The organism is Desulfofalx alkaliphila DSM 12257, from assembly GCF_000711975.1.
Lineage (GTDB): Bacteria > Bacillota > Desulfotomaculia > Desulfotomaculales > Desulfohalotomaculaceae > Desulfofalx > Desulfofalx alkaliphila.
Map to the genome: position 1 here is coordinate 47332 of NZ_JONT01000009.1, position 19768 is coordinate 67099.

Genomic DNA, 19768 nt, shown 5'->3' on the forward strand with positions numbered 1-19768 from the left:
AGGTTTTGGCTAAGGAAGGCGAAAAAAGTGCAGAGCATTACAATTACCAGACCGGTGGTCATCAAGGTGCGGGTAACAGAAGAATATAAACAGCTTGTGGCCGCTGAACTGCAAAGGGCAGTGCAGCGCCTTGATTTAGAGCTGCAGCAATTGGATTTTTACAAAAAAAAGTTGACAAGGGATGCAGCAAGACAGCATCTGGAGCAAATTGACAGCCAAATCAAGGAACGGCTACAAAAGAAACAAAGATTGCTGGACAGAATTAAAGAGATTGGAGGTCTGGTACCGGGCACCGAGGTGATACACGGCAGGGTAGAGAGTATGGTGGAAATCAAAGTGGGCGATGACTGGAACCAGGTAATGAATGTGGAAATACTGGTAGAAAACGGTAAGGTTTTAGAAATTAGACAAGGAGTTCACAACCCGAAGAAGGTTGAGGGTGATGATTAAATGGAGCAGCAGTACATTACCATTGGTGAGATAGTGAATACCCAGGGGCGTAAGGGTGAGGTTCGCCTGATACCACTAACCGACTTTTTAGATCGCTTTAATGACCTTGATGAATTACAAGTGTATTTAAAGGATAAGCGTTTTACTGTGCACCTTGAGGCTGTACGCAGGCATAAGAATTTTATTATTTTAAAGTTTAAAGGCATTGACGACATAAATGAGGCAGAAAAACTTAAAGGTGGATTGGCACAGATCACCAAAGACAAATTAGTACCACTGCCTGAAGGTAGTTATTATATATTTCAAATTGTCGGCTTAGATGTTTTCACCGAAAGCGGTGAAAAATTAGGTACAGTTACAGAGGTATTAAGGACCGGAGCCAACGACGTGTATGTAACAAAGCCACCGGTGGGCAAAGATATACTTATACCGGCTTTAAAGTCCGTGGTTAAAGAAATTAATATTGAAGCTAACCGTATGGTGGTGGAGCTTCCTGAAGGGTTGCTGGACACCTAATGCGTATAGATATATTAACACTATTTCCCGAGATGTTTGACGGCCCCATTAATACCAGCATACTAAAGCGGGCTAGGGATAACAAAATTATAAGTATTAATTTACACAACATTAGGGACTACTCCCAAAACAAGCACCGTACAGTGGATGACACTCCCTATGGCGGTGGCGCCGGTATGGTGATGCAGGCAGAGCCCATATTTAAAGCAATGGAAAAGCTAAACCAAGAGGGCAAGGCTGAGCGGGTAATCATGATGTGCCCCCAGGGCCGTACCTTTACTCAGCAGATGGCCAAAGAACTGGCCCAAGAAAAACATCTGGTGCTGCTGTGTGGTCATTATGAGGGTATAGACGAGCGAGTGAAGGAAAAACTGGTTACAGATGAAATATCCATTGGCGATTATGTACTTACCGGCGGGGAGCTGCCGGCCATGGTGGTGGTGGATGCAGTGGCCAGGATGATACCCGGGGTACTGGGTGAAATGGCCTCTGCCCAACAGGACTCCTTCTATCACGGTTTGTTGGATCATCCCCACTATACCAAACCCCGTGAATACCAAGGCCTTTCTGTTCCGGAAGTGCTCTTGTCCGGTCACCACAAAAATATTGACCGCTGGCGGCGTCGCCAGTCCCTGCTGCGCACCTTAGAAAGAAGACCGGATTTGCTGGAAAAAGCGGAATTAACGGCAGAAGACAGACAAGAATTGCAGCAGGTGATGGACACCCTGGGTAAAATATTAAATACCTGATTATGAATTATCGATTACTACAATTTGTTGCTCTTTAGGAATAATTATGTTATAATTACGCTTGTTGAATTACGGGTGGTCCGCTATCTTGATCACTAATTACCGATAAGATATGAACGCCTATGGGGAAGGGGGGACCAGCAATGAACCTCATTGATGCATTGGAAAAAGAGTATATCAAAACTGATATTCCTCAGTTTAAAGCCGGTGACACCGTAAGGGTACACGTAAAGGTTGTTGAGGGCAACCGGGAACGTATTCAGGTGTTTGAAGGTGTTGTTATCAGGCGCCGTGGCGGTGGACTTGGTGAAACTTTTACAGTACGTAGACTTTCTTACGGTGTTGGCGTAGAAAGAACTTTTCCCGTTCACAGCCAAAAGATTGATAAAATTGAAGTGGTGCGCCGTGGACGTGTAAGAAGGGCTAAACTGTACTACCTGCGTAAACTGCGCGGTAAAGCTGCCCGCATTAAAGAACTCAGATAGCAATGGGGAGGGACTGGCTCTTGTGGGCACAGTCCCTTTTTGAGTTTTGGGGGGGTTAAAAATTGAAAAACTATCACCGGGGGACCGGGGAGTCAGAATCTAATAAAGAACAAAAGAACAAGTTTTCTATACTAAGGGAAACAATAGAATCAATAGCCATTGCCGTGGTGCTGGCGATAATTATTCGCATGTTTATATTTGAACCCTTTTATATTCCCTCGGGATCAATGGAACCGACCCTGATGGTTAATGACCGTATTATAGTCAGTAAAGTTTCTTATTATTTTAGTGAACCCCAACGGGGTGACGTAATTGTGTTTAAATATCCAAAGGACACCAGTAGGAATTTTGTAAAGCGTGTGATAGGTATGCCCGGTGAAGTTATAGAAATGAGAGACAATGTCTTGTATGTGGATGGACAAGGTATGCCGGAAGAGTATTTGCCGGCGGGGGTGAGCTACCCGGACTACGGGCCTGTGGATGTACCCGAAGGATATTACTTCATGTTGGGCGATAACAGGAACAATAGTGAGGACAGCCGATACTGGGGGCTCTTGCCCGAAGAATTGATTACCGGCAAATCAGTTGCAATATATTGGCCGCTGGATAGGCTTGGTCTGATAAAATAACACACCTTGGTGGCGGAGGTGCAATTAATTATGGAGCAGCAAAACCCCATTCAATGGTTCCCCGGACACATGGCCAAGGCCAAGCGTTTGGTGCAGGAAAATTTAAAACTGGTTGATGTGGTAATAGAACTGGTGGATGCAAGAATCCCCGCCAGCAGTCGCAATCCAATGATAGATGATATATTAGGAAATAAACCCAGATTAGTGATACTTAATAAGGCTGATTTGGCCGACGAAGAAGTAACAGGGCAATGGCAGCGCACCATGAAGGGTGCTAACAGCCTTGCCCTGGCCCTAGATTCTGTTAGGGGAAAGGGAATCAACCAAGTGACCCCCATGGCCAGGGCCTTGGTTGCAGAAAAGATGAAGCAAATAAAAGCTGCCGGCAGGAGAGCGCGGGCGGTGCGCTGCATGGTGGTGGGTATACCCAATGTTGGTAAATCTTCATTTATTAACAGGCTTTCGGGACGTAAGTCCACCAAAACCGGAGATATGCCCGGGGTTACAAAGGGCAAGCAGATGATTAAAATCAATAATGATTTAGAACTGTTGGATACACCGGGAATTTTATGGCCTAAATTTGAAGATGTAGAAGTGGCTTATAAATTAGCTGCCACCGGAGCCATCAAAGAACAGGTGGTCAATGTGGAAGAGGTGGCCTTGTATTTATTAAAAATAATAGTTCAAACAAAGCCTGACAAGGTGTTAACAAGATATAAATTAAAGGAGATACCCGAGGAAATGTTAACCCTCTTGGAGGAAATCGGAGCTAAGCGGGGATTGTTACTGCGCGGTGGTGTAACAGACACTTATAAGGCTGCGGTGCTGGTGCTTAAGGAGTTTAGGGAGGGTAAATTGGGCCGCATCTCCTTGGAATATCCAAACCAATAAAGGCTGGTAAATATTATGATAGATTTAACAAGGCTGACGGTATCTGAAATAAAGAAATATGTTAATGATTATCCGCCGGACGAGCAAGTATTAGAACAGCTGGCCGCCGACGGCAGGGCCGGAGTGCGCCGGATTTATCATTTAATACAAAACAAACGAGAGAAATTACTCCGGGAATATCAGCGATTGGAAAAATTATTTACATATGAACAACAATTGTTTAGCCAGGGGAAAAAATATATTGTGGGCATTGACGAGGTGGGCCGCGGCCCCCTGGCCGGCCCGGTGGTGGCCGGTGCAGTGATCTTTCCCAAAGATGTAGTAATACATGGGCTCAATGAATCAAAAAAAGTATCGGCGGCTAAAAGAAGAAAACTGGCTAAAGAAATAAAGGAAAAGGCAGTGGCTTGGTCCTTGGGTTTGGCCACCGTGCAGGAGATAAACAGATTTAATATTTATCAAGCAACCTTGCTGGCTATGAGACGGGCGGTGGGCAAGTTGTCAACCAGGCCGGAGCACCTGCTTGTTGATGCAGTAAATATTCCCGGCATTAACATCCCACAGTTTGCCATTAAAGGGGGAGATCGGTTAAGCGGCTCCATAGCAGCCGCTTCAATTATTGCTAAAACATACCGGGATGAAATGATGCAGAATTATCATAAAAAATATCCCCGGTATCAATTTGATAGGCATAAGGGATACCCAACCAAAGAACATCTGGAAGCATTAAAGAAGTATGGGCCCAGTCCCATTCACCGGAGCGGTTATGCACCGGTGGCTGAATTAATAAAGGATAAATTGTTTTAAAAGTAAACTCAATTGCCCGCCTAAGAAGACTGTCGGAAATAGCGACGGTCTTTTTTATGCTTTCAGAGGGTGTAAGATTAAAATATTTTTTATTCATTTGTTACCATTTTAACGTGTTAAAATCTGTTCGCAGGTTGAACACCATAGGCAATAAATGTAATCATTGTATCAAAATAGGGCGAATATACCGTATGTATCTATTGATATTACCTATGGCATAGATATTGCTTATAATATAAAGTGGTTATTATATTCAAAATGATTATTGAAATATTTAATTGATGAGGGGGTTGCTTGTGAACGTTATAACTTGCCTAAAAAGTTATAATATTCTAAAATCACAATTATATCTTAAAACGGATTAAGATGTAATTTTAACCTGGTTAAATGTAACAGTAAAAAGCAAAAAAAATCTATGTTATAATTTTAAACATCTTATAAGTATTATTATTGAGTATCTAACAAACTTTAACAGCATATTTATAATTATATTCCATTTAGCCATTAGCATCATACCACATGTAATTATGAAAGGGGGGAGAGCTTGTTATGTTATCGGTGGGCGGTGCGATTTTTATATTTTTAGTAGTCGGTATTATTTTTGGCATAGGGGGTATTGTAACTGCTTTTTTAATTCAACCGCGACGCAAAAACAGTGTTAAAGAAGAGACCTATGAGTGTGGTCCCCCAACCCAGGGTACGGCATGGGTGAGATTTAAGGTGCAATACTTTGTCTATGCCTTGCTATTTGTTACCTTTGATGTGGCTACCATATATCTCTATCCCTGGGCTGTAAGGTTTAGCGGTGCAGGTATGTTTGAATTTTTAGCCATGGTCTTATTTTTTGCAATTGTAGTGTTAGGTCTGGCCTATGCCTGGAAGGAGGGAGCGTTGGAATGGAAATAAAAAAAGCATGCCTTGAAAAACACCCCATTGAAGAGATGACCACCGACCCCGTCATTATTGAAGAGGTGAAAAGAACAGTGGCATTAGCACCGCTGGAAAAGGTATTTAACCTAGCCAGGGCCCACTCATTGTGGCCAATGACCTTTGGTTTGGCCTGCTGTGCCATTGAAATGATGGCTGCCGGTGGGCCGCGATTTGATTTGGCCCGGTTTGGCTATGAGGTATTTCGTCCGTCACCCAGACAGGCGGACGTAATGATTGTGGCGGGTACCATTACCCATAAGATGGCTCCCTTTATTAAGAGAATTTATCACCAAATGCCGGAGCCAAAATGGGTTATAGCCATGGGCAGCTGTGCCATATCCGGCGGCCCCTTTGTAGACTCCTACAGTGTTGTACCGGGTACAGATCAATTGGTTCCCGTTGACGTATATGTTCCTGGATGCCCTCCCCGCCCGGATGCGCTGATACAGGGCATGATTTTACTTAAACATAAGGTGATGAATCCGAAGGTGGTGGATGAGCAGCCATGGAAAGCAATCAAATAATACAGCAAATTAAAGAGGAGTTTCCAGAGACTGAAATAATTGAAAAAACATTGTTTATACCACTTTCAAAGTTGCTGCCGGTGGCCCGTAAACTGAGAGAAGAGTATCTTTTTAATTATTTAACAAACCAAACTGCCACCGATTATGGAGAATATTTTGAGCTGGTATATAACATCTGCAGGGTACCGGCCGGCAATATGTTAATGTTTAAAACAAGGGTGGCCCGCAATAACGCCAGGGTACCTTCGCTATATGAAATCTGGCCCGGTGCAGAATGGCAGGAGCGAGAAATCTACGACCTACTGGGAATTGAGTTCACCAACCATCCGGATTTGCGTAGAATTCTGATGCCGGATGATTATCAGCATCATCCACTGCGCAAAGATTTTAAGTGGGTTGGGGGTAGAGACTAAACATTATTCTCTGGAATAAGAGGTGTAATAAATGTTGAGAACAGAAGAGTTTGTCTTAAATATGGGTCCTCAACACCCTGCTACACACGGTGTATTGCGACTGCTCTTGACCATGGATGGAGAGACAGTGGTTAAGGCTGAACCCATTATCGGTTACCTGCACCGTGGCATTGAGAAGCTGGCAGAATCTAGAACCTATTCACAATTTATACCGTACACCGACCGGTTGGACTACTTGGCTTCTATGCTGATGAATCTCGGTTACGTACAGGCCATAGAAAAAATGATGGGCATAGAGGTGCCGGAAAGGGCGGAATATATTCGTGTAATCACCTCAGAAATGTCCCGGATTTGCAGTCATTGTATAGCGGTTGGAACCTTTGCCCTGGACTTAGGTGCATTTACCGGCTTTATGTACCCCTTAAGGGAAAGGGAAAGACTGATGGATATGTTGGAAATGATAACCGGCTCCAGAATGACCTTTAGCTATATGCGCATTGGTGGCGTGGCAGCTGATTTACCCGAAGAATTTTACCCGGCCATGGAAGAGTTTCTAAAAATATTTCCCGCCTGTGTGGACGAATATGACGGGCTGATCACCGGCAATGAAATATTTCAGGCCCGTACCAAAAATATTGGTGTTTTGAAACCGGAAACTGCCATCAAATACAGCATGAGCGGTCCGGTACTGCGGGGATCCGGTGTAAACTATGATTTGCGCAAGGCCCGTCCCTATGGAATTTATGATCGTTTTGACTTCGATGTGCCAGTGGGTGAAAAGGGTGACTGTTTTGATCGATTCCGCTGCCGTATGGAGGAGATGCGCCAGTCCCAACGTATAATTGAACAGGCCTTAGAGCAGCTGGCAGAACTGCCGCCGGGTCCTGTTATTGCTAAAGTTCCCAGGGTGATTAAGCCCCCTAAAGGGGAGGTATATCACGAAATTGAAAGTGCAAAGGGAATCTTGGGTTATTATGTGGTCAGTGACGGAACCACCAATCCCTATCGGATTCATGTTCGCCGTCCATCTTTTTTAAACCTCGACTATATTGACCAACTTTGCCGAGGATGGAAACTGGCAGACCTTGTTGCTATTTTAGGTAGTTTGGACATTGTGCTGGGAGAAGTGGATTGTTAACAAATTTTAGGTTATAGGGGAGAATTGGCATGGAAAATTTATTTGTTAATATTGCCGGTTCGTTGCGGATTATGTTTGAACACATGGGATTGTCCCCGCTGTTAAGCGATACTGCCCTAATGGTGGTAAAAATACTAGCCATACTGTTGTTTATTATAATTAACGCACTGTGGCTGGTTTATATGGAACGTAAGGTTGCGGGCTACATCCAATGTCGTCCTGGGCCGAATCGGGTTGGTCCCAAGGGCTTGTTACAAACAACCGCTGACATAGGGAAACTAATGAGTAAAGAGGTTGTTATTCCAAAATCAGCGGATAAGGTATTGTTTTTATTAGCTCCTGCGTTAATATTTACACCCCCGCTGCTGGTATTTATGGTGGTACCCTTTGGGGAAAATATGGCTGCAGTGGACTTGAATATCGGACTGGTATACTTTTTTGCCCTGGCTTCACTGTCTACGGTGATTTTTTGGATGGCCGGCTGGGCATCAAACAATAAATACTCACTGCTGGGGAGTATGAGGGTTGTTGCCCAAATGGTCAGTTACGAATTGCCGTTAATTATATCGATCTTTGGCATAGTGATGATAACCGGCTCCTTGAACATAAGTGAAATTGTACGCTCGCAGGAGAATATGTGGTTTATCTTTTTGCAGCCGGTGGCTTTTTTGATATTTTTCATTGCCATGGTGGCAGAGGCCAATAGGGCACCCTTTGATTTGGCAGAGGGTGAGTCAGAAATTATTGCCGGTCCCTTTACCGAATACGGTGGTATGGCCTTTGCGCTGTTCTTTTTGGCTGAATATACAAGTGTATTGCTTGCCGCTTTTATGACAGCAACCCTCTTTTTAGGTGGTTGGCTGGCGCCCTTTGGTCTTACCTTTATACCGGGCTGGATTTGGATGCTCATTAAGGTTTACCTGATGATTTATGTAATCATGTGGCTCCGTTGGACCTTCCCCCGCATCCGCGTTGACCAGTTAATGAATTTTGGTTGGAAAGTATTGCTTCCTGTTTCGGTGGCCAATGTATTTGTTACCGGTATAGGGCTAAAGGTCTTTCAAATGATGGGGTGGTGATATAGGTGTTTGGATCAGGACTGATAAAAGGTTTATCTATAACTTTAAAGGAGCTCTTTACAAAAAAAGTAACCGTTCAGTATCCGGATGAGATCTATCCGCTTCCCGAGCGCTTTCACGGACGTTTCAAGTTAGATGTAAACTCCTGCATCAGTTGCGGCCTCTGTGTACGCTCCTGCCCTAACAAAGCCATAATGTTGGAGTCCGAAACGGTGGCAAAAAAAAGGCGGTTACTAAAATATCAAATAGATCTAAAGTATTGTATGTTTTGCGGGTTTTGTGTGGAGGTATGCCCTAAAAAAGCCTTGGGGTATATCAAGGACTTTGAATTATGCCAGTATAAGTGGGAAAAGATACCACTGCTACTGGCCAATGAAGAGCCAACGCCCCAGGAAGAGCGGGAGCGCTTGGAAGCAGAGGCTAAAAAAGCAGAGGAAGCTAAAAAAGCTGCCGCTGAGGCTGCCAAAGCTGAAAAAGAAACAGCTGTTTCCACAGCTCCCGGCAAGGAGGATTGAAGATGGAAGGTATTACCACAGCAATAGCTTTTTGGATGTTAGCAGCGGTAATTTTGGGTTCAGCCCTAATGGTGGTGGTGGGAAAGCACATAGTACACAGCGTTCTGTGTTTGGTGGTGACTTTCCTGGGCACCGCAGGGGTGTTCTTGATCTTAGACGCTAAATTTCTGGCAGCCATCCAGGTGCTGGTATATGCAGGCTCCGTTTCAATTATGATTGTATTTGGGGTCATGCTTACCCAGAGGGGGGATATGAAGGCCAGCAATTTGTTTAATAAGCGCACGCTGATAACTGTACCCATCGCTCTTCTAACCCTTGTGGTGGCAGGTCTGCTTGCCTTCAAAAGCAGCTCCAAGGTTGCGGTAGCCGGGGGAGCGGTTCCGGCAGATACGGTGGGGGGCATAGGTGCCCTCTTGTTTTCAAACTATCTTATACCCTTTGAGCTGGCAGGAGTATTGGTGCTGGTGGTGATGATTGGAGCGGTATTCTTGACCAAGGAGGTGAAAGCTAATGCTGACAACGATTAGCCCCATGCATTTTGTGGCACTGTCGATGGCCCTATTCTGCATTGGCTTGTTTGGTGTGGTGGTCAAGAGAAATGCCATTGTAGTGTTGATTTGTGTTGAACTTATGTTAAATGCGGTAATTATAAACTTAGTGGCCTTTAACAAATTTATTACCCCGGAGCTCTTTACCGGACAGTTATTTTCAATTTTTGTTATTACTGTGGCTGCAGCCGAAGTGGGTGTAGGGTTAGCCATACTGATTGCCATATACCGCAATAGATTATCTGTTAACTTAGACGACTTTAATATTTTGAAATGGTAGCAGTCCAACAGTGTGAAGGTAGGTGCTGAATAAACTATGGTAGAGTTTGCGATGTATCAAGCCTGGCTGATACCTCTACTGCCGGCCCTGGCATTTCTAATCATCGTTTTTTTAACACGGCCCTGGCATAAACTCAGCTCTGCGGTGTCAATAGCCGCTATAACCGGTTCATTTGTGCTTTCGGCACTGGCTGCTTTTGGTGTCTTTACCAATGCTGATTTTAAAAGTCAGGCACTGGTGTATCAATTGCGCTGGTTTGGTATGGAGGGGCTGTATGTTGACGTGGGTATTTATCTGGACCCCGCCTCGGCCATGATGATTTTTATGGTTACCTTGGTAACGGTGTTAATCCAGATCTACTCCACCGGATATATGAAAGGTGATCCCGGTTACCCGGTGTTCTTTTCCTATTTATCATTATTTGCAGCATCAATGCTGGGTTTGATTTTGTCCAGCAACCTGCTGCAGATGTTTGTATTCTGGGAATTGGTTGGTCTGTGTTCATATTTGTTAATTGGTTTTTATAACCATAAGGTATCCGCCCGGGAGGCGGCGAAAAAGGCCTTCGTTACCTGTCGGGTGGCGGATTTCGGCTTGCTGCTGGGCTTGTTGGCCATTCAAATTATTTTCGGAACATTAAATATCCATGACTTATCTCAAATAATTCCTAACTTTGAAAGCTATACCACCATGGGTATGATGACGCTGATTGCTGTGTTGGTGTTTATCGGGCCTATCGGTAAATCGGGTCAGTTTCCGCTGCACGTGTGGTTGCCCGATGCCATGGAAGGTCCTACACCTGTCTCTGCTTTGATTCATGCTGCCACCATGGTTGTGGCCGGTGTCTATCTGGTGGGGCGGACAATGTTCTTGTTTGTGGAAGTACCCTCAGCCATGTATTTGGTGGCTGTGGTGGGTGGATTTACGGCGCTGTTTGCGGCTACAATTGCCCTTACCCAACGGGAAATTAAGCGCATACTGGCCTATTCCACAGTCAGTCAGTTGGGGTATATGATGCTGGCACTGGGCATAGGCAGTTTAACAGCATCCTTTTTTCACCTGTGGACCCACGCTTTCTTTAAGGCGCTGATGTTTTTAGCTGCCGGTTCTGTGTTGCACGCCTTAAACAAAGCCGATGTGTGGGATATGGGTGGCTTAATTAAGAAAATGCCTATCACCGGCTGGACCTTTGTTGTTGGCGGCTTAGCCATTGCCGGTATTCCACCTTTTGCAGGCTTTTGGTCTAAGGATGAGATTCTCTTGGAAGCCTTTTTGCAAGGCCATTATGTGCTGTTTTTCATGGCAACTTTAACAGCCTTTTTGACAGCCTTTTATATGTGGCGAATGATTTTTTTGGTGTTCTTTGGTGAAGAAAAGGCCGGCAACAACCCCCATGAATCTCCCTTATCTATGACAGTGCCTTTGGTAATATTGGCAGTGTTTGCTACCTTTGCCGGCATCGTCGGAACTCCCTGGACACACCTGTGGCAAGATTGGATTTTCTACGGACATCCCCATCAGGTGGAACCGGTAATTTGGATTATGCTCTTGTCCGTTGCGGTGGCAGTGGCAGGTATTGCCCTTGCTTACCGCTTGTATGTGGCAGATAAGGATAAGGTGTTGGCAGGCAGTTTGGCCCAACGATTTAAACCCATTTATACGCTCTTATATAACAAGTATTATATGGATGAAATGTACCTTTGGTTTAACCATCAGGTGGTAGATAAGTCTGCCAAGTTGACATATCTCTTTGATATTTATGTTGTGGACGGTATTGTAAACGGCCTGGCTGCAATTACTAAGGGTTTAGGATGCGGTATTCGCTATTCTCAAACCGGTAGAATGCAGACCTATGCACTGGTTTTCTTCATGGCGGTGCTGGTGATCACTGTGATACTGGCCTTTAATGATACTTCATCAACTCCCCTGATAATGGGAGGTGTTAAATAATGGCTTTTTCATTACTGACTTTGGCACTGCTCACTCCCATTGCCGCCGCCTTGGTGCTGGTGTTTTTGCCCAAAGATGAAAATCACCTGCACAGGTACGTGGCTGCCGCCGGTACCTTTGTTCCTTTGGCCATCAGCCTGTATGTATTTTTTGCCTATGATAAGGCCATGGGTGGATTGCAGTTTGTACATCAAATACCTTGGATTCGCGATCTGGGCGTTACCTTTTATATGGGAGTGGACGGCTTATCGCTGCCCATGATGCTGCTGACTAACCTAATTGGTTTTTGTGCAGTGTTTGCATCTTGGAATATTAATAACCGTACCAAAGAATTTTTTGTGCTGCTGCTGATTTTAATAGCCGGTGTAATGGGAACTTTTATTGCCCAAGACTTGTTTATTTTCCTCTTGTTCTACGAAATTGTGGTTATACCCATTTACATTATGGTGATAGTCTGGGGTAGCTCAAAAAGGGTTACCAAAGAATATGCCGGCATGAAACTGACCATATATCTTTTAATTGGTTCTGCCTTTTTATTGGCAGCGGTTATTGCCACCTTAGTGAAAGCGGTACAAATAACCGGGACTGCGGATATGAGCTTTTACGGGCTGGCACAAATTGATTTTCCTGAGCAGTTCCAGGTATGGATGTTTCTGTTGATGTTGATTGGCTTTGGTTCTTTGCTGTCCATGTGGCCCTTCCACAGTTGGTCACCTGACGGTTATGCCGGTGCACCCACTGCTGTTTCAATGATACACGCCGGTGTTTTGAAGAAAATAGGCGGTTACGGTTTGATTCGGATGGCTGTTTATGTTATGCCGGCAGGGGCTGCCTTTTGGGCTCCCTATATGGCGGTGCTCGGTGTCATTGGCTGTGCCTACGCCGCCATGGGTGCCTTGTACCAAAGGGATTTAAAATACCTGGTGGGATATTCCTCAGTTAGTCATATGGGTTATGTAATGCTCGGTGTGGCAGCACTGAGTGTGGTGGGTGTCAACGGGGCTGTGGCCAATATGTTTGCTCACGGGGTGATGGCTGCCCTGTTCTTTGCCATGATTGGGTTTATCTATGAAAAAACCAATACCCGCTCGATACCTGAATTGGGTGGTTTGGCCCGTCAAATGCCTAGACTGACTGTAGGCTTTATGCTGGCTGCCATGGCTTCATTGGGTCTTCCCGGCTTGATTACCTTTATCCCTGAGTTCACTATTTTTATAGGGGCCTTTGAACGCTTTGGCTTGCTGGCGGTAATAGCCATAGCAGGTATTATTATCACTGCCCTGTATGTATTGCGGGCCGGGGCCAACACCTTATTTGGACCACCTAAGGAAAAGTATAAGCATCTTAAGGATATCAGAGGGCCGGAATTGGTTCCCTTGGTGGTGTTGGGATTTGTATTGGTAATTGGAGGTATATTGCCTTCGCTGCTCTTTGATATGATTAACAGCGGTGTGGAACCTATTTTGACTCATGTTAACGATCACCTGCCCACTTCCGTTCAAATAGGGGGGGGATATTAAATGCCGTTTGATTACAGTTTGCTAACAGTGGAAATAATGCTTGCTGTCCTTGGTGCTGCAGTGTTGATACTGGGATTGCTGACTCCCCCTGGTGCCCAAAAGGGCATAGGACCAATCACAGTGCTGGGTTTAATGGGAACACTGGCAGTGGCCATTTGTTTATGGAAGCTGGAAGGAACGCTTTTTGGCGGCATGTTTATTGTTGACAAATATGCCGGCTTCTTTAAAATTTTATTTTTATCAGCAGCTGTATTGGTAACCCTAGGCTGTATCAAATACATTGATAATATGGGCGTGCGCAGTGAATATTACTCTATGCTGGTATTTTCCACCTTGGGTATGACGGTGATGGCCTCTGCGGGGGATTTTATCACCATGTACATGGGCTTAGAATTAATGACCATTGCCTTTATCATCATGGTTGCAATGCGTAAAGCCAATGCCAAGGCTGTGGAATCCGGTATGAAGTATGTTATTTTAGCAGGCATATCTTCGGCAACCATGTTGTATGGTCTGTCCTTGGTGTACGGCATGACCGGAACCATTATGATTTACGATATTGCTCAAATATTGGTTGCCGGCCAAATGGCACCCATATTATCCCTTGGTTTAGCTATGCTGGTGGCCGGGATGGGCTTTAAGGTGGCGGTGGTTCCATTTCATATGTGGTCCCCCGATGTATATGAGGGTGCTCCCACCCCTGTCACTGCCTACCTGGCCGTTGCCTCAAAGGCTGCATCCTTTGCCATTTTAGTAAGGCTGTTTATGGGCGGTTTAATAGGTGTGGCCGGTTCATGGATAATGCTGATTGCCCTTTTGGCTGCATTATCTATGATTATTGGCAACCTTTTAGCGATACCCCAAACCAACATCAAACGGATGCTTGCCTACTCAGGTATTGCCCAGGCGGGTTATATTTTAGTCGGCCTGGTGGCAGCCACCGAAGCCGGAATTAAGGGTGTTATGTTTTACTGTTTCTTATATGTGTTTGCCACCATGGGGGCCTTTATTGTGGTGGCAGCGGTTTACAATAAAATTAAGAGTACGGAAATTGCTGACTATGCAGGTCTGGCCCAGCGTGCACCGCTGTTGGCAGCGGTGCTCACTATCAGTATGCTGTCAATGGCCGGCATTCCGCCAATGGCGGGTTTTGTGGGCAAGTTTTACCTGTTTAAAACTGTGATTGCTGACTTTCTCTGGCTGGCGCTGCTGGGTTTAATCATGTCTATGATATCCGTGTATTACTATCTGCGGGTCACTTTGGTGATGTATCGGGATAAGCCTAAAGACAGCAGTCCCATTCAGCTGTCCGGGGGGGTAAGGGTTACTCTCCTTGTTGCTATGATTGGCACGCTGATAATTGGCATTTACCCCGGCCCGCTGTCTGAGGCGGTAAATGCTGCGGCCGCCAGTTTCTTCATAAACTAGGGAAGGCAGTCCTTAAACAATTAAGTTTGTGATGTTAAATGAATTTTTCCTTAATGGCGTGGTAATAATACTTCCTAGATTAGAATAATTTAAGGAGGTATCCCATGGAAAAATTCAATCATGCCACTGCACTGATTATTAAATTTGTGGCAATGGCAATTATTTTGGTAATTGCCCTACCAATGATTAGCACCATGAATATTTTTCAGTCACTGATCACTGCTGTGGTACTGACTGCACTGGCCTATGCCATTGGTGACCTGTATATTTTATCTGCGAGCAATAACATCTATGCAACACTGGCCGATGCGGGTATGGCCTTTGCGATAATCTGGTTTATGAATTTCCTTCTTACGGGGGCACCGATAAATCTGGGCGGTTTGTTGGTACTCGCTGTAATAATCGGTGCGGTAGAATACTTTTTCCACAAATATGTGGCCGGGACCGTTTTGGAAGGAGATAAGGTAGAAGTTAAAGAAGTCAATGAATAGCTAAAGCAATAAATGCCTCTGCCTCTTTTTGGGCAGGGGCATTTATTTATTTGCATTTTATGTGAGCTTAAGAGGATGCTTTAATTTAGTGGCTTTTTTTGGTAAACTATCACTAAAGGTGTTATTTGGGTGATTAAATTGACCTTTGCACGTATAAGAACCGGTCAACAGGGGGAGCGGGCCGCTGTTAAGTATCTCCGGAAAATGGGAATGCGTATAAAATGTTGTAATTATCGCTGTCCCTTGGGGGAAATGGATATCATAGCAGTGGACAAGGGAGTGTTGGTATTTATAGAGGTGCGCTCACGAAAATCTACCAACTATGGCTTGCCCCAGGAAACTGTTGATTGGCGCAAAATTGCTAAGCTGCGCCAAATAGCCAATTATTACATTGTAGAAAACAAGCTTACCCACAGTCACTGTCGTTTTGATGTGGTGGCGGTGCAATTAAATTATAAGGGTGCCGTTGAAAAATTAGACCATATTGTAGACGCATTTTAAAGGTACATTACATACTGGTACATTAACCAGAAGTGACAAAAGCTGCCTGCCATTACGAAGAGGTGAAAAATTTCGTGAAAGCCAAAAGCCTTGCAATTAATGTTTGGCCATTTAAAGCCATAAATAACTGCTCCCAGGGTGTAAACGACACCACCGGCCACCAGCCAAGCAATTCCTCCTATGGGTATGTTTTTTATCAAGGGGTAAAAGGCAATCACCACTAACCAACCCATAAGCACATAAAACAAGGTTGACAACCAGCGGGGTTTGTTTATCCAGACGGCCTTCATAATTATACCCACAAGGGCCAGTCCCCAGATGCTACCCAGCAAGCTCCAGCCCCAAGCCCCCCGCAGGGGTACTAAACACACGGGTGTGTAGGTTCCTGCTATTAATACATATATCATCATATGGTCAATTTTTCTCAACACAATGGTGCCTTTACTTGATAGGGGCAGGAGGTGGTAGAGTGTGCTGGCGGTATATAGTAGAATTAAACTGCTGCCAAAAATGGCAAAGGACACTATGTGCCAGGGGGTGGCTTGTATAGCTGCATAGTAAACCAATATAATTAATGCAACCACCGATAGAATTGCTCCAAACAGGTGCGTTATACCGCTGACAGGGTCTTTAAGTTTAGTAAGCATTGACATCACCTCGATTTATTAAACAGATAGGTAGTAATAGGTATAATACTGTATATTAACATTTATCATCGGTCTTTTCCAGAAGTAGTTAATAAAAACTATAGCTAGAAATAGATGTTAAAATATTATATAATGGCGGTACTTGTTTATAAAGTGGATTAACGAACTTTTTTACTGTCAGAAGCCAGTATTAGGGGATTTGACGAGAGATTAATCAGCCATATAAAATTTTTTTAGTGGCAATATATTCATGTATGCCATAAGTGGCCTGGGTTTTCCGGGTTTTCCTATGTGGTTATCCGCTCATAGGATGATAATATTAATTTAGAAAGGGAAAGGGGTGAAAAATTCCTGGTCAAGGGGGCCGAAGTTATATAGGCGGTAATATGGCCAGGAGTAAGTTAATGAAGCGCATAGGGTTGTTTCTTTTAGTCAACATACTGGTACTGACAACCATTGTTATTGTTACCAGTGTACTGGGTGTAAGTCACTATATTACCCCATATGGCATTGACTACGCAAGTTTACTTGTATTTGCTGCGGTTGTTGGTTTTTCCGGCTCACTGATATCATTGGCTTTATCCAAGTGGATGGCCAAAAAAATGATGAATGTACACGTTCTCGATCCCAAAGGCAATCTAACCATGAGGGAACGTCGGGTAGTGGAGATGGTGCATCGCTTATCAGAAAAAGCCGGTCTTGAAGTGATGCCCGAGGTAGGTATTTATCAGTCCAATGAAGTCAATGCCTTTGCCACCGGGCCATCAAGAAAGAATTCACTGGTGGCCTTATCAACGGGTTTATTAAACACCATGGATGAAGATGCCGTGGAAGGGGTTATTGCCCATGAGGTGGCCCACGTTGCTAACGGCGATATGGTAACCATGACGCTAATCCAGGGCATAATTAACACCTTTGTGGTATTCTTGTCCCGCATAATTGCCTTTGTGGTGGCAAACCTGGTTAAAGAAGAGTATGCACAAATAGTACACTTTGTATGTATCATTGTGTTCCAGATATTGTTCTCTATCCTGGGAAGTATAGCGGTAATGGCCTTCTCCAGATTCCGTGAGTACCATGCGGATGCTGACGGGGCCAGCCTTGCCGGTAAGGAAAAAATGATTCATGCTTTACAATCCTTAAAGAGGACCATCAATATGGTGGATACCGAACAAACGGCTATCCAAACATTTAAAATCAGTGGCGGCAAAAAGAAAAGTCTGGCCGGTCTCTTTTCCAGTCACCCGGACTTAGACGATCGAATTGAGCGCTTAAAAATGTTAAGATAGGTAAAACTAACCCCGAGGTTAAGCTCGGGGTTTTTCTTGCTATGGCCAGAACATTTTAGTTGAAGGCGAGGTAAAATAATGATAAAAAAGTATTAATATTAGTAATCTGCCTATCATTAGTTGCAGTCTTGCCCATGGAGGAAGCAGTTGATGGCCGGCAACTTAACTTAACACCAAAAAGAGGTGATGAAATGAATAATGAAAACGGTAATTACACTTGGAAGCTGGAAGATATTTATGTCAGTGATGAACAATGGGAAGAAGATTTTACCCGGGTACAAAAACTGATAAGTGAGGTAGAGGGCTATAAGGGTAAGCTGGGCAAGTCAGCAAAGGACTTATTGGAAGCTTTAAATGCCGGTTACCGGCTGCAGGAAATCAATGAAAAGGTTTTTGTATATGCCAGTATGAAGTTGGATGAGGACAATACTAACGCCAAATACCAAGGTTATAAAGATCGGGCCGCAGGTTTAAGTGCTAAGGTTCAGGCCGCCGTATCTTACATAGTTCCTGAGATACTGGCTCTTCCTGCAGATAAATTGACTGAGTTCCGCCAGGATGAGCCAGGCTTAGCAGTTTACAGTTTTATGTTAGACGATATATTGCGCCAAAAACCGCACATTTTATCCGAAAAAGAAGAGCAAATTATTGCCCAATCTAAAGAGGTTACCCAGGCAGCCAATAATATTTTTAAAATGCTTAATAATGCCGACCTGTCCTTTGGAAGTATCAAAGACGAAAACGGCAAAGAAGTGGAAGTAACCCACGGCAACTATCTTTCTTTACTGTTAAGCGGTGACAGGCGGGTGCGCAGAGATGCCTTTTTTGTATTATATAAGTCCTACGGTGAGTATAAAAACACCTTGGCTTCAATACTGGGTGCAAGCGTAAAACGAGATATTTTCTACTCCCGGGTAAGAAAACACCCCTCGGCTTTAGAGGCAGCCTTGTTTTCTGATAAGGTGCCCACCGAAGTTTATGATAATCTAATAGATACGGTACGCCAAAACCTAAATTTAATGCACAGGTACATGGCCTTGCGCAAAGAAGTACTTGGCTTAGAAGAGTTGCGGATGTATGATTTATATACGCCCCTGGTGCAGGATATAAAATGGGAAATACCCTACCAGGATGCAGTGGATATGGTAAAAGAGGGTATGGCACCTTTGGGTGATACCTATGTAAAGGACCTGACAAAGGGATTTGAATCGGGCTGGGTGGATGTCTATCCCCGCAAGGGAAAAACCAGTGGAGCCTATTGTTGGGGACCCTATGGGGTGCATCCTTATGTACTCATGAACTATCAAAACAACTTAAACAATGTATTTACCCTTGCCCATGAAATGGGTCATGCCATGCACTCTTTTTACTCTTATAATGAACAGCCTTACAGCACAGCCCATTACTCGATATTTACAGCAGAAGTTGCGTCCACAGTAAATGAATCCCTCTTGATGCACCACCTATTAGACACGGTGGGGGATAAAAAGAAAAAACTTTACCTGTTAAATCACTACCTGGAGCAGATTCGGGGAACGGTATTTCGCCAGGTGATGTTTGCGGAGTTTGAAAAAATTATTCACCAAAGGGCAGAGGCAGGTGAGCCTTTAACTGCCGAGGTGTTCACTGAGATATATAAGAAACTAAATGAAGAATACTACGGCCCTGAGGTGGTTATTGATGAAGAGGCCAACTTAGAATGGGCGCGGATACCACACTTTTATAACGCCTTTTATGTCTATAAGTATGCCACCGGATTATCGGCAGCCACTTATCTGAGCAAGCAAATAGTAGAAGAAGGAGAGGTGGCGGTTGACAGATACTTAACATTTCTTAAAAGCGGAGGTTCTAACTACCCCCTTGACCTCTTAAAAGAGGCGGGGGTGGATATGGCGTCACCCCAACCGGTGCAGGATACCATGGATTTATTTGCTGCCCTGCTTGATGAGATGGAGAAAATTATCGGCGATAAATAAGGACCACAGGCC

Annotated in this window: 23 protein-coding genes; 22 read left to right on the forward strand and 1 reads right to left on the reverse strand. The window is 44.4% G+C overall.

Annotated elements, in window-relative coordinates:
* Positions 1-27 precede the first annotated feature (27 nt).
* The 20 genes from BR02_RS0106390 to BR02_RS0106485 all read left to right on the forward strand — a co-directional run bounded on the left by BR02_RS0106390 (position 28) and on the right by BR02_RS0106485 (position 15844).
* On the forward strand, positions 28-450 hold the full coding sequence (locus BR02_RS0106390) for a YlqD family protein (RefSeq protein WP_034638962.1): 423 nt from the start codon (positions 28-30) through the stop codon (positions 448-450).
* Positions 451-966, forward strand: a complete 516-nt coding sequence (rimM, locus tag BR02_RS0106395; RefSeq protein ID WP_031515351.1) for a ribosome maturation factor RimM — start codon at positions 451-453, stop codon at positions 964-966.
* Positions 966-1715 carry a tRNA (guanosine(37)-N1)-methyltransferase TrmD gene (gene trmD, locus BR02_RS0106400; protein WP_031515353.1) on the forward strand — a complete coding sequence of 250 codons (750 nt, stop codon included), beginning with the start codon at positions 966-968 and terminating at the stop codon, positions 1713-1715. The genes rimM and trmD overlap by 1 nt, the downstream gene beginning before the upstream one ends.
* A 143-nt stretch (positions 1716-1858) precedes the next feature.
* Positions 1859-2200 (forward strand): 50S ribosomal protein L19, encoded by a 342-nt coding sequence (gene rplS / locus BR02_RS0106405; RefSeq protein WP_031515355.1) that lies wholly within the window; start codon positions 1859-1861, stop codon positions 2198-2200.
* Between the two features lie 62 nt (positions 2201-2262).
* A complete protein-coding gene (lepB, locus tag BR02_RS0106410) occupies positions 2263-2829 on the forward strand; it encodes a signal peptidase I (RefSeq protein ID WP_031515357.1) in 567 nt (188 codons plus the stop codon).
* Positions 2830-2859: 30 nt separating this feature from the next.
* Positions 2860-3720: a ribosome biogenesis GTPase YlqF gene (gene ylqF / locus BR02_RS0106415; RefSeq protein ID WP_031515359.1), complete on the forward strand. Its 861-nt coding sequence runs from the start codon at positions 2860-2862 to the stop codon at positions 3718-3720.
* A gap of 15 nt (positions 3721-3735) precedes the next feature.
* Entirely contained in the window at positions 3736-4527 is a 792-nt protein-coding gene (locus BR02_RS0106420; protein WP_031515361.1) for a ribonuclease HII, read from the forward strand.
* 549 nt (positions 4528-5076) lie between these two features.
* Positions 5077-5433 carry an NADH-quinone oxidoreductase subunit A gene (locus BR02_RS0106425; RefSeq protein ID WP_031515363.1) on the forward strand — a complete coding sequence of 119 codons (357 nt, stop codon included), beginning with the start codon at positions 5077-5079 and terminating at the stop codon, positions 5431-5433.
* Positions 5424-5981 (forward strand): NADH-quinone oxidoreductase subunit B, encoded by a 558-nt coding sequence (locus BR02_RS0106430; RefSeq protein ID WP_084170958.1) that lies wholly within the window; start codon positions 5424-5426, stop codon positions 5979-5981. The genes BR02_RS0106425 and BR02_RS0106430 overlap by 10 nt, the downstream gene beginning before the upstream one ends.
* On the forward strand, positions 5963-6394 hold the full coding sequence (locus BR02_RS0106435; protein WP_031515367.1) for an NADH-quinone oxidoreductase subunit C: 432 nt from the start codon (positions 5963-5965) through the stop codon (positions 6392-6394). Before BR02_RS0106430 ends, BR02_RS0106435 begins: the two co-directional genes overlap by 19 nt.
* 31 nt (positions 6395-6425) lie before the next feature.
* Positions 6426-7532, forward strand: coding sequence for an NADH-quinone oxidoreductase subunit D (locus BR02_RS0106440; RefSeq protein WP_031515368.1), 1107 nt, complete (start codon positions 6426-6428; stop codon positions 7530-7532).
* Between the two features lie 29 nt (positions 7533-7561).
* A complete protein-coding gene (nuoH, locus tag BR02_RS0106445; RefSeq protein ID WP_031515370.1) occupies positions 7562-8611 on the forward strand; it encodes an NADH-quinone oxidoreductase subunit NuoH in 1050 nt (349 codons plus the stop codon).
* A 5-nt stretch (positions 8612-8616) separates the two neighbouring features.
* Positions 8617-9126 (forward strand): NuoI/complex I 23 kDa subunit family protein, encoded by a 510-nt coding sequence (locus BR02_RS0106450; protein WP_031515373.1) that lies wholly within the window; start codon positions 8617-8619, stop codon positions 9124-9126.
* Positions 9127-9128: 2 nt separating this feature from the next.
* Positions 9129-9653, forward strand: coding sequence for an NADH-quinone oxidoreductase subunit J family protein (locus BR02_RS0106455; protein ID WP_031515374.1), 525 nt, complete (start codon positions 9129-9131; stop codon positions 9651-9653).
* Positions 9637-9954 (forward strand): NADH-quinone oxidoreductase subunit NuoK, encoded by a 318-nt coding sequence (nuoK, locus tag BR02_RS0106460; protein ID WP_031515379.1) that lies wholly within the window; start codon positions 9637-9639, stop codon positions 9952-9954. The genes BR02_RS0106455 and nuoK overlap by 17 nt, the downstream gene beginning before the upstream one ends.
* A 36-nt stretch (positions 9955-9990) precedes the next feature.
* Positions 9991-11904 carry an NADH-quinone oxidoreductase subunit L gene (nuoL, locus tag BR02_RS0106465; RefSeq protein ID WP_031515381.1) on the forward strand — a complete coding sequence of 638 codons (1914 nt, stop codon included), beginning with the start codon at positions 9991-9993 and terminating at the stop codon, positions 11902-11904.
* Complete coding sequence (locus BR02_RS0106470; RefSeq protein WP_031515383.1) at positions 11904-13424, forward strand: complex I subunit 4 family protein; 1521 nt, start codon at positions 11904-11906, stop codon at positions 13422-13424. Before nuoL ends, BR02_RS0106470 begins: the two co-directional genes overlap by 1 nt.
* A complete protein-coding gene (locus BR02_RS0106475; RefSeq protein ID WP_031515385.1) occupies positions 13425-14852 on the forward strand; it encodes an NADH-quinone oxidoreductase subunit N in 1428 nt (475 codons plus the stop codon).
* Between the two features lie 104 nt (positions 14853-14956).
* Positions 14957-15343, forward strand: a complete 387-nt coding sequence (locus tag BR02_RS0106480) for a DUF2512 family protein (protein ID WP_031515387.1) — start codon at positions 14957-14959, stop codon at positions 15341-15343.
* 129 nt (positions 15344-15472) lie between these two features.
* Positions 15473-15844, forward strand: a complete 372-nt coding sequence (locus BR02_RS0106485; RefSeq protein WP_238442417.1) for a YraN family protein — start codon at positions 15473-15475, stop codon at positions 15842-15844.
* Here the strand turns inward: BR02_RS0106485 and trhA are convergent.
* Entirely contained in the window at positions 15841-16491 is a 651-nt protein-coding gene (trhA, locus tag BR02_RS0106490; protein ID WP_031515391.1) for a PAQR family membrane homeostasis protein TrhA, read from the reverse strand. The two genes, BR02_RS0106485 and trhA, sit on opposite strands and share 4 nt — an antisense overlap.
* Positions 16492-16895: 404 nt before the next feature.
* Between trhA and htpX the strand changes: the two genes are divergently transcribed.
* Positions 16896-17780: a protease HtpX gene (gene htpX, locus BR02_RS0106495; RefSeq protein WP_051688160.1), complete on the forward strand. Its 885-nt coding sequence runs from the start codon at positions 16896-16898 to the stop codon at positions 17778-17780.
* A 191-nt stretch (positions 17781-17971) separates the two neighbouring features.
* Positions 17972-19756, forward strand: a complete 1785-nt coding sequence (gene pepF, locus BR02_RS0106500) for an oligoendopeptidase F (protein ID WP_031515396.1) — start codon at positions 17972-17974, stop codon at positions 19754-19756.
* The last annotated feature ends 12 nt before the right edge of the window (positions 19757-19768 follow it).

Excerpts from the sequence above, each read along its gene's own strand:
- BR02_RS0106475 (WP_031515385.1), top strand. The coding sequence starts at position 13,425 with ATGCCGTTTGATTACAGTTTGCTAACAGTGGAAATAATGCTTGCTGTC.
- BR02_RS0106470 (WP_031515383.1), top strand. The coding sequence starts at position 11,904 with ATGGCTTTTTCATTACTGACTTTGGCACTGCTCACTCCCATTGCCGCC.
- nuoH (WP_031515370.1), top strand. The coding sequence starts at position 7,562 with ATGGAAAATTTATTTGTTAATATTGCCGGTTCGTTGCGGATTATGTTT.
- htpX (WP_051688160.1), top strand. The coding sequence starts at position 16,896 with ATGAAGCGCATAGGGTTGTTTCTTTTAGTCAACATACTGGTACTGACA.
- rimM (WP_031515351.1), top strand. The coding sequence starts at position 451 with ATGGAGCAGCAGTACATTACCATTGGTGAGATAGTGAATACCCAGGGG.
- rplS (WP_031515355.1), top strand. The coding sequence starts at position 1,859 with ATGAACCTCATTGATGCATTGGAAAAAGAGTATATCAAAACTGATATT.
- trmD (WP_031515353.1), top strand. The coding sequence starts at position 966 with ATGCGTATAGATATATTAACACTATTTCCCGAGATGTTTGACGGCCCC.
- pepF (WP_031515396.1), top strand. The coding sequence starts at position 17,972 with ATGAATAATGAAAACGGTAATTACACTTGGAAGCTGGAAGATATTTAT.
- trhA (WP_031515391.1), bottom strand. The coding sequence starts at position 16,491 with ATGCTTACTAAACTTAAAGACCCTGTCAGCGGTATAACGCACCTGTTT.
- BR02_RS0106435 (WP_031515367.1), top strand. The coding sequence starts at position 5,963 with ATGGAAAGCAATCAAATAATACAGCAAATTAAAGAGGAGTTTCCAGAG.
- nuoK (WP_031515379.1), top strand. The coding sequence starts at position 9,637 with ATGCTGACAACGATTAGCCCCATGCATTTTGTGGCACTGTCGATGGCC.
- BR02_RS0106440 (WP_031515368.1), top strand. The coding sequence starts at position 6,426 with ATGTTGAGAACAGAAGAGTTTGTCTTAAATATGGGTCCTCAACACCCT.
- BR02_RS0106430 (WP_084170958.1), top strand. The coding sequence starts at position 5,424 with ATGGAAATAAAAAAAGCATGCCTTGAAAAACACCCCATTGAAGAGATG.
- BR02_RS0106420 (WP_031515361.1), top strand. The coding sequence starts at position 3,736 with ATGATAGATTTAACAAGGCTGACGGTATCTGAAATAAAGAAATATGTT.
- BR02_RS0106455 (WP_031515374.1), top strand. The coding sequence starts at position 9,129 with ATGGAAGGTATTACCACAGCAATAGCTTTTTGGATGTTAGCAGCGGTA.
- nuoL (WP_031515381.1), top strand. The coding sequence starts at position 9,991 with ATGGTAGAGTTTGCGATGTATCAAGCCTGGCTGATACCTCTACTGCCG.
- ylqF (WP_031515359.1), top strand. The coding sequence starts at position 2,860 with ATGGAGCAGCAAAACCCCATTCAATGGTTCCCCGGACACATGGCCAAG.
- BR02_RS0106480 (WP_031515387.1), top strand. The coding sequence starts at position 14,957 with ATGGAAAAATTCAATCATGCCACTGCACTGATTATTAAATTTGTGGCA.
- BR02_RS0106425 (WP_031515363.1), top strand. The coding sequence starts at position 5,077 with ATGTTATCGGTGGGCGGTGCGATTTTTATATTTTTAGTAGTCGGTATT.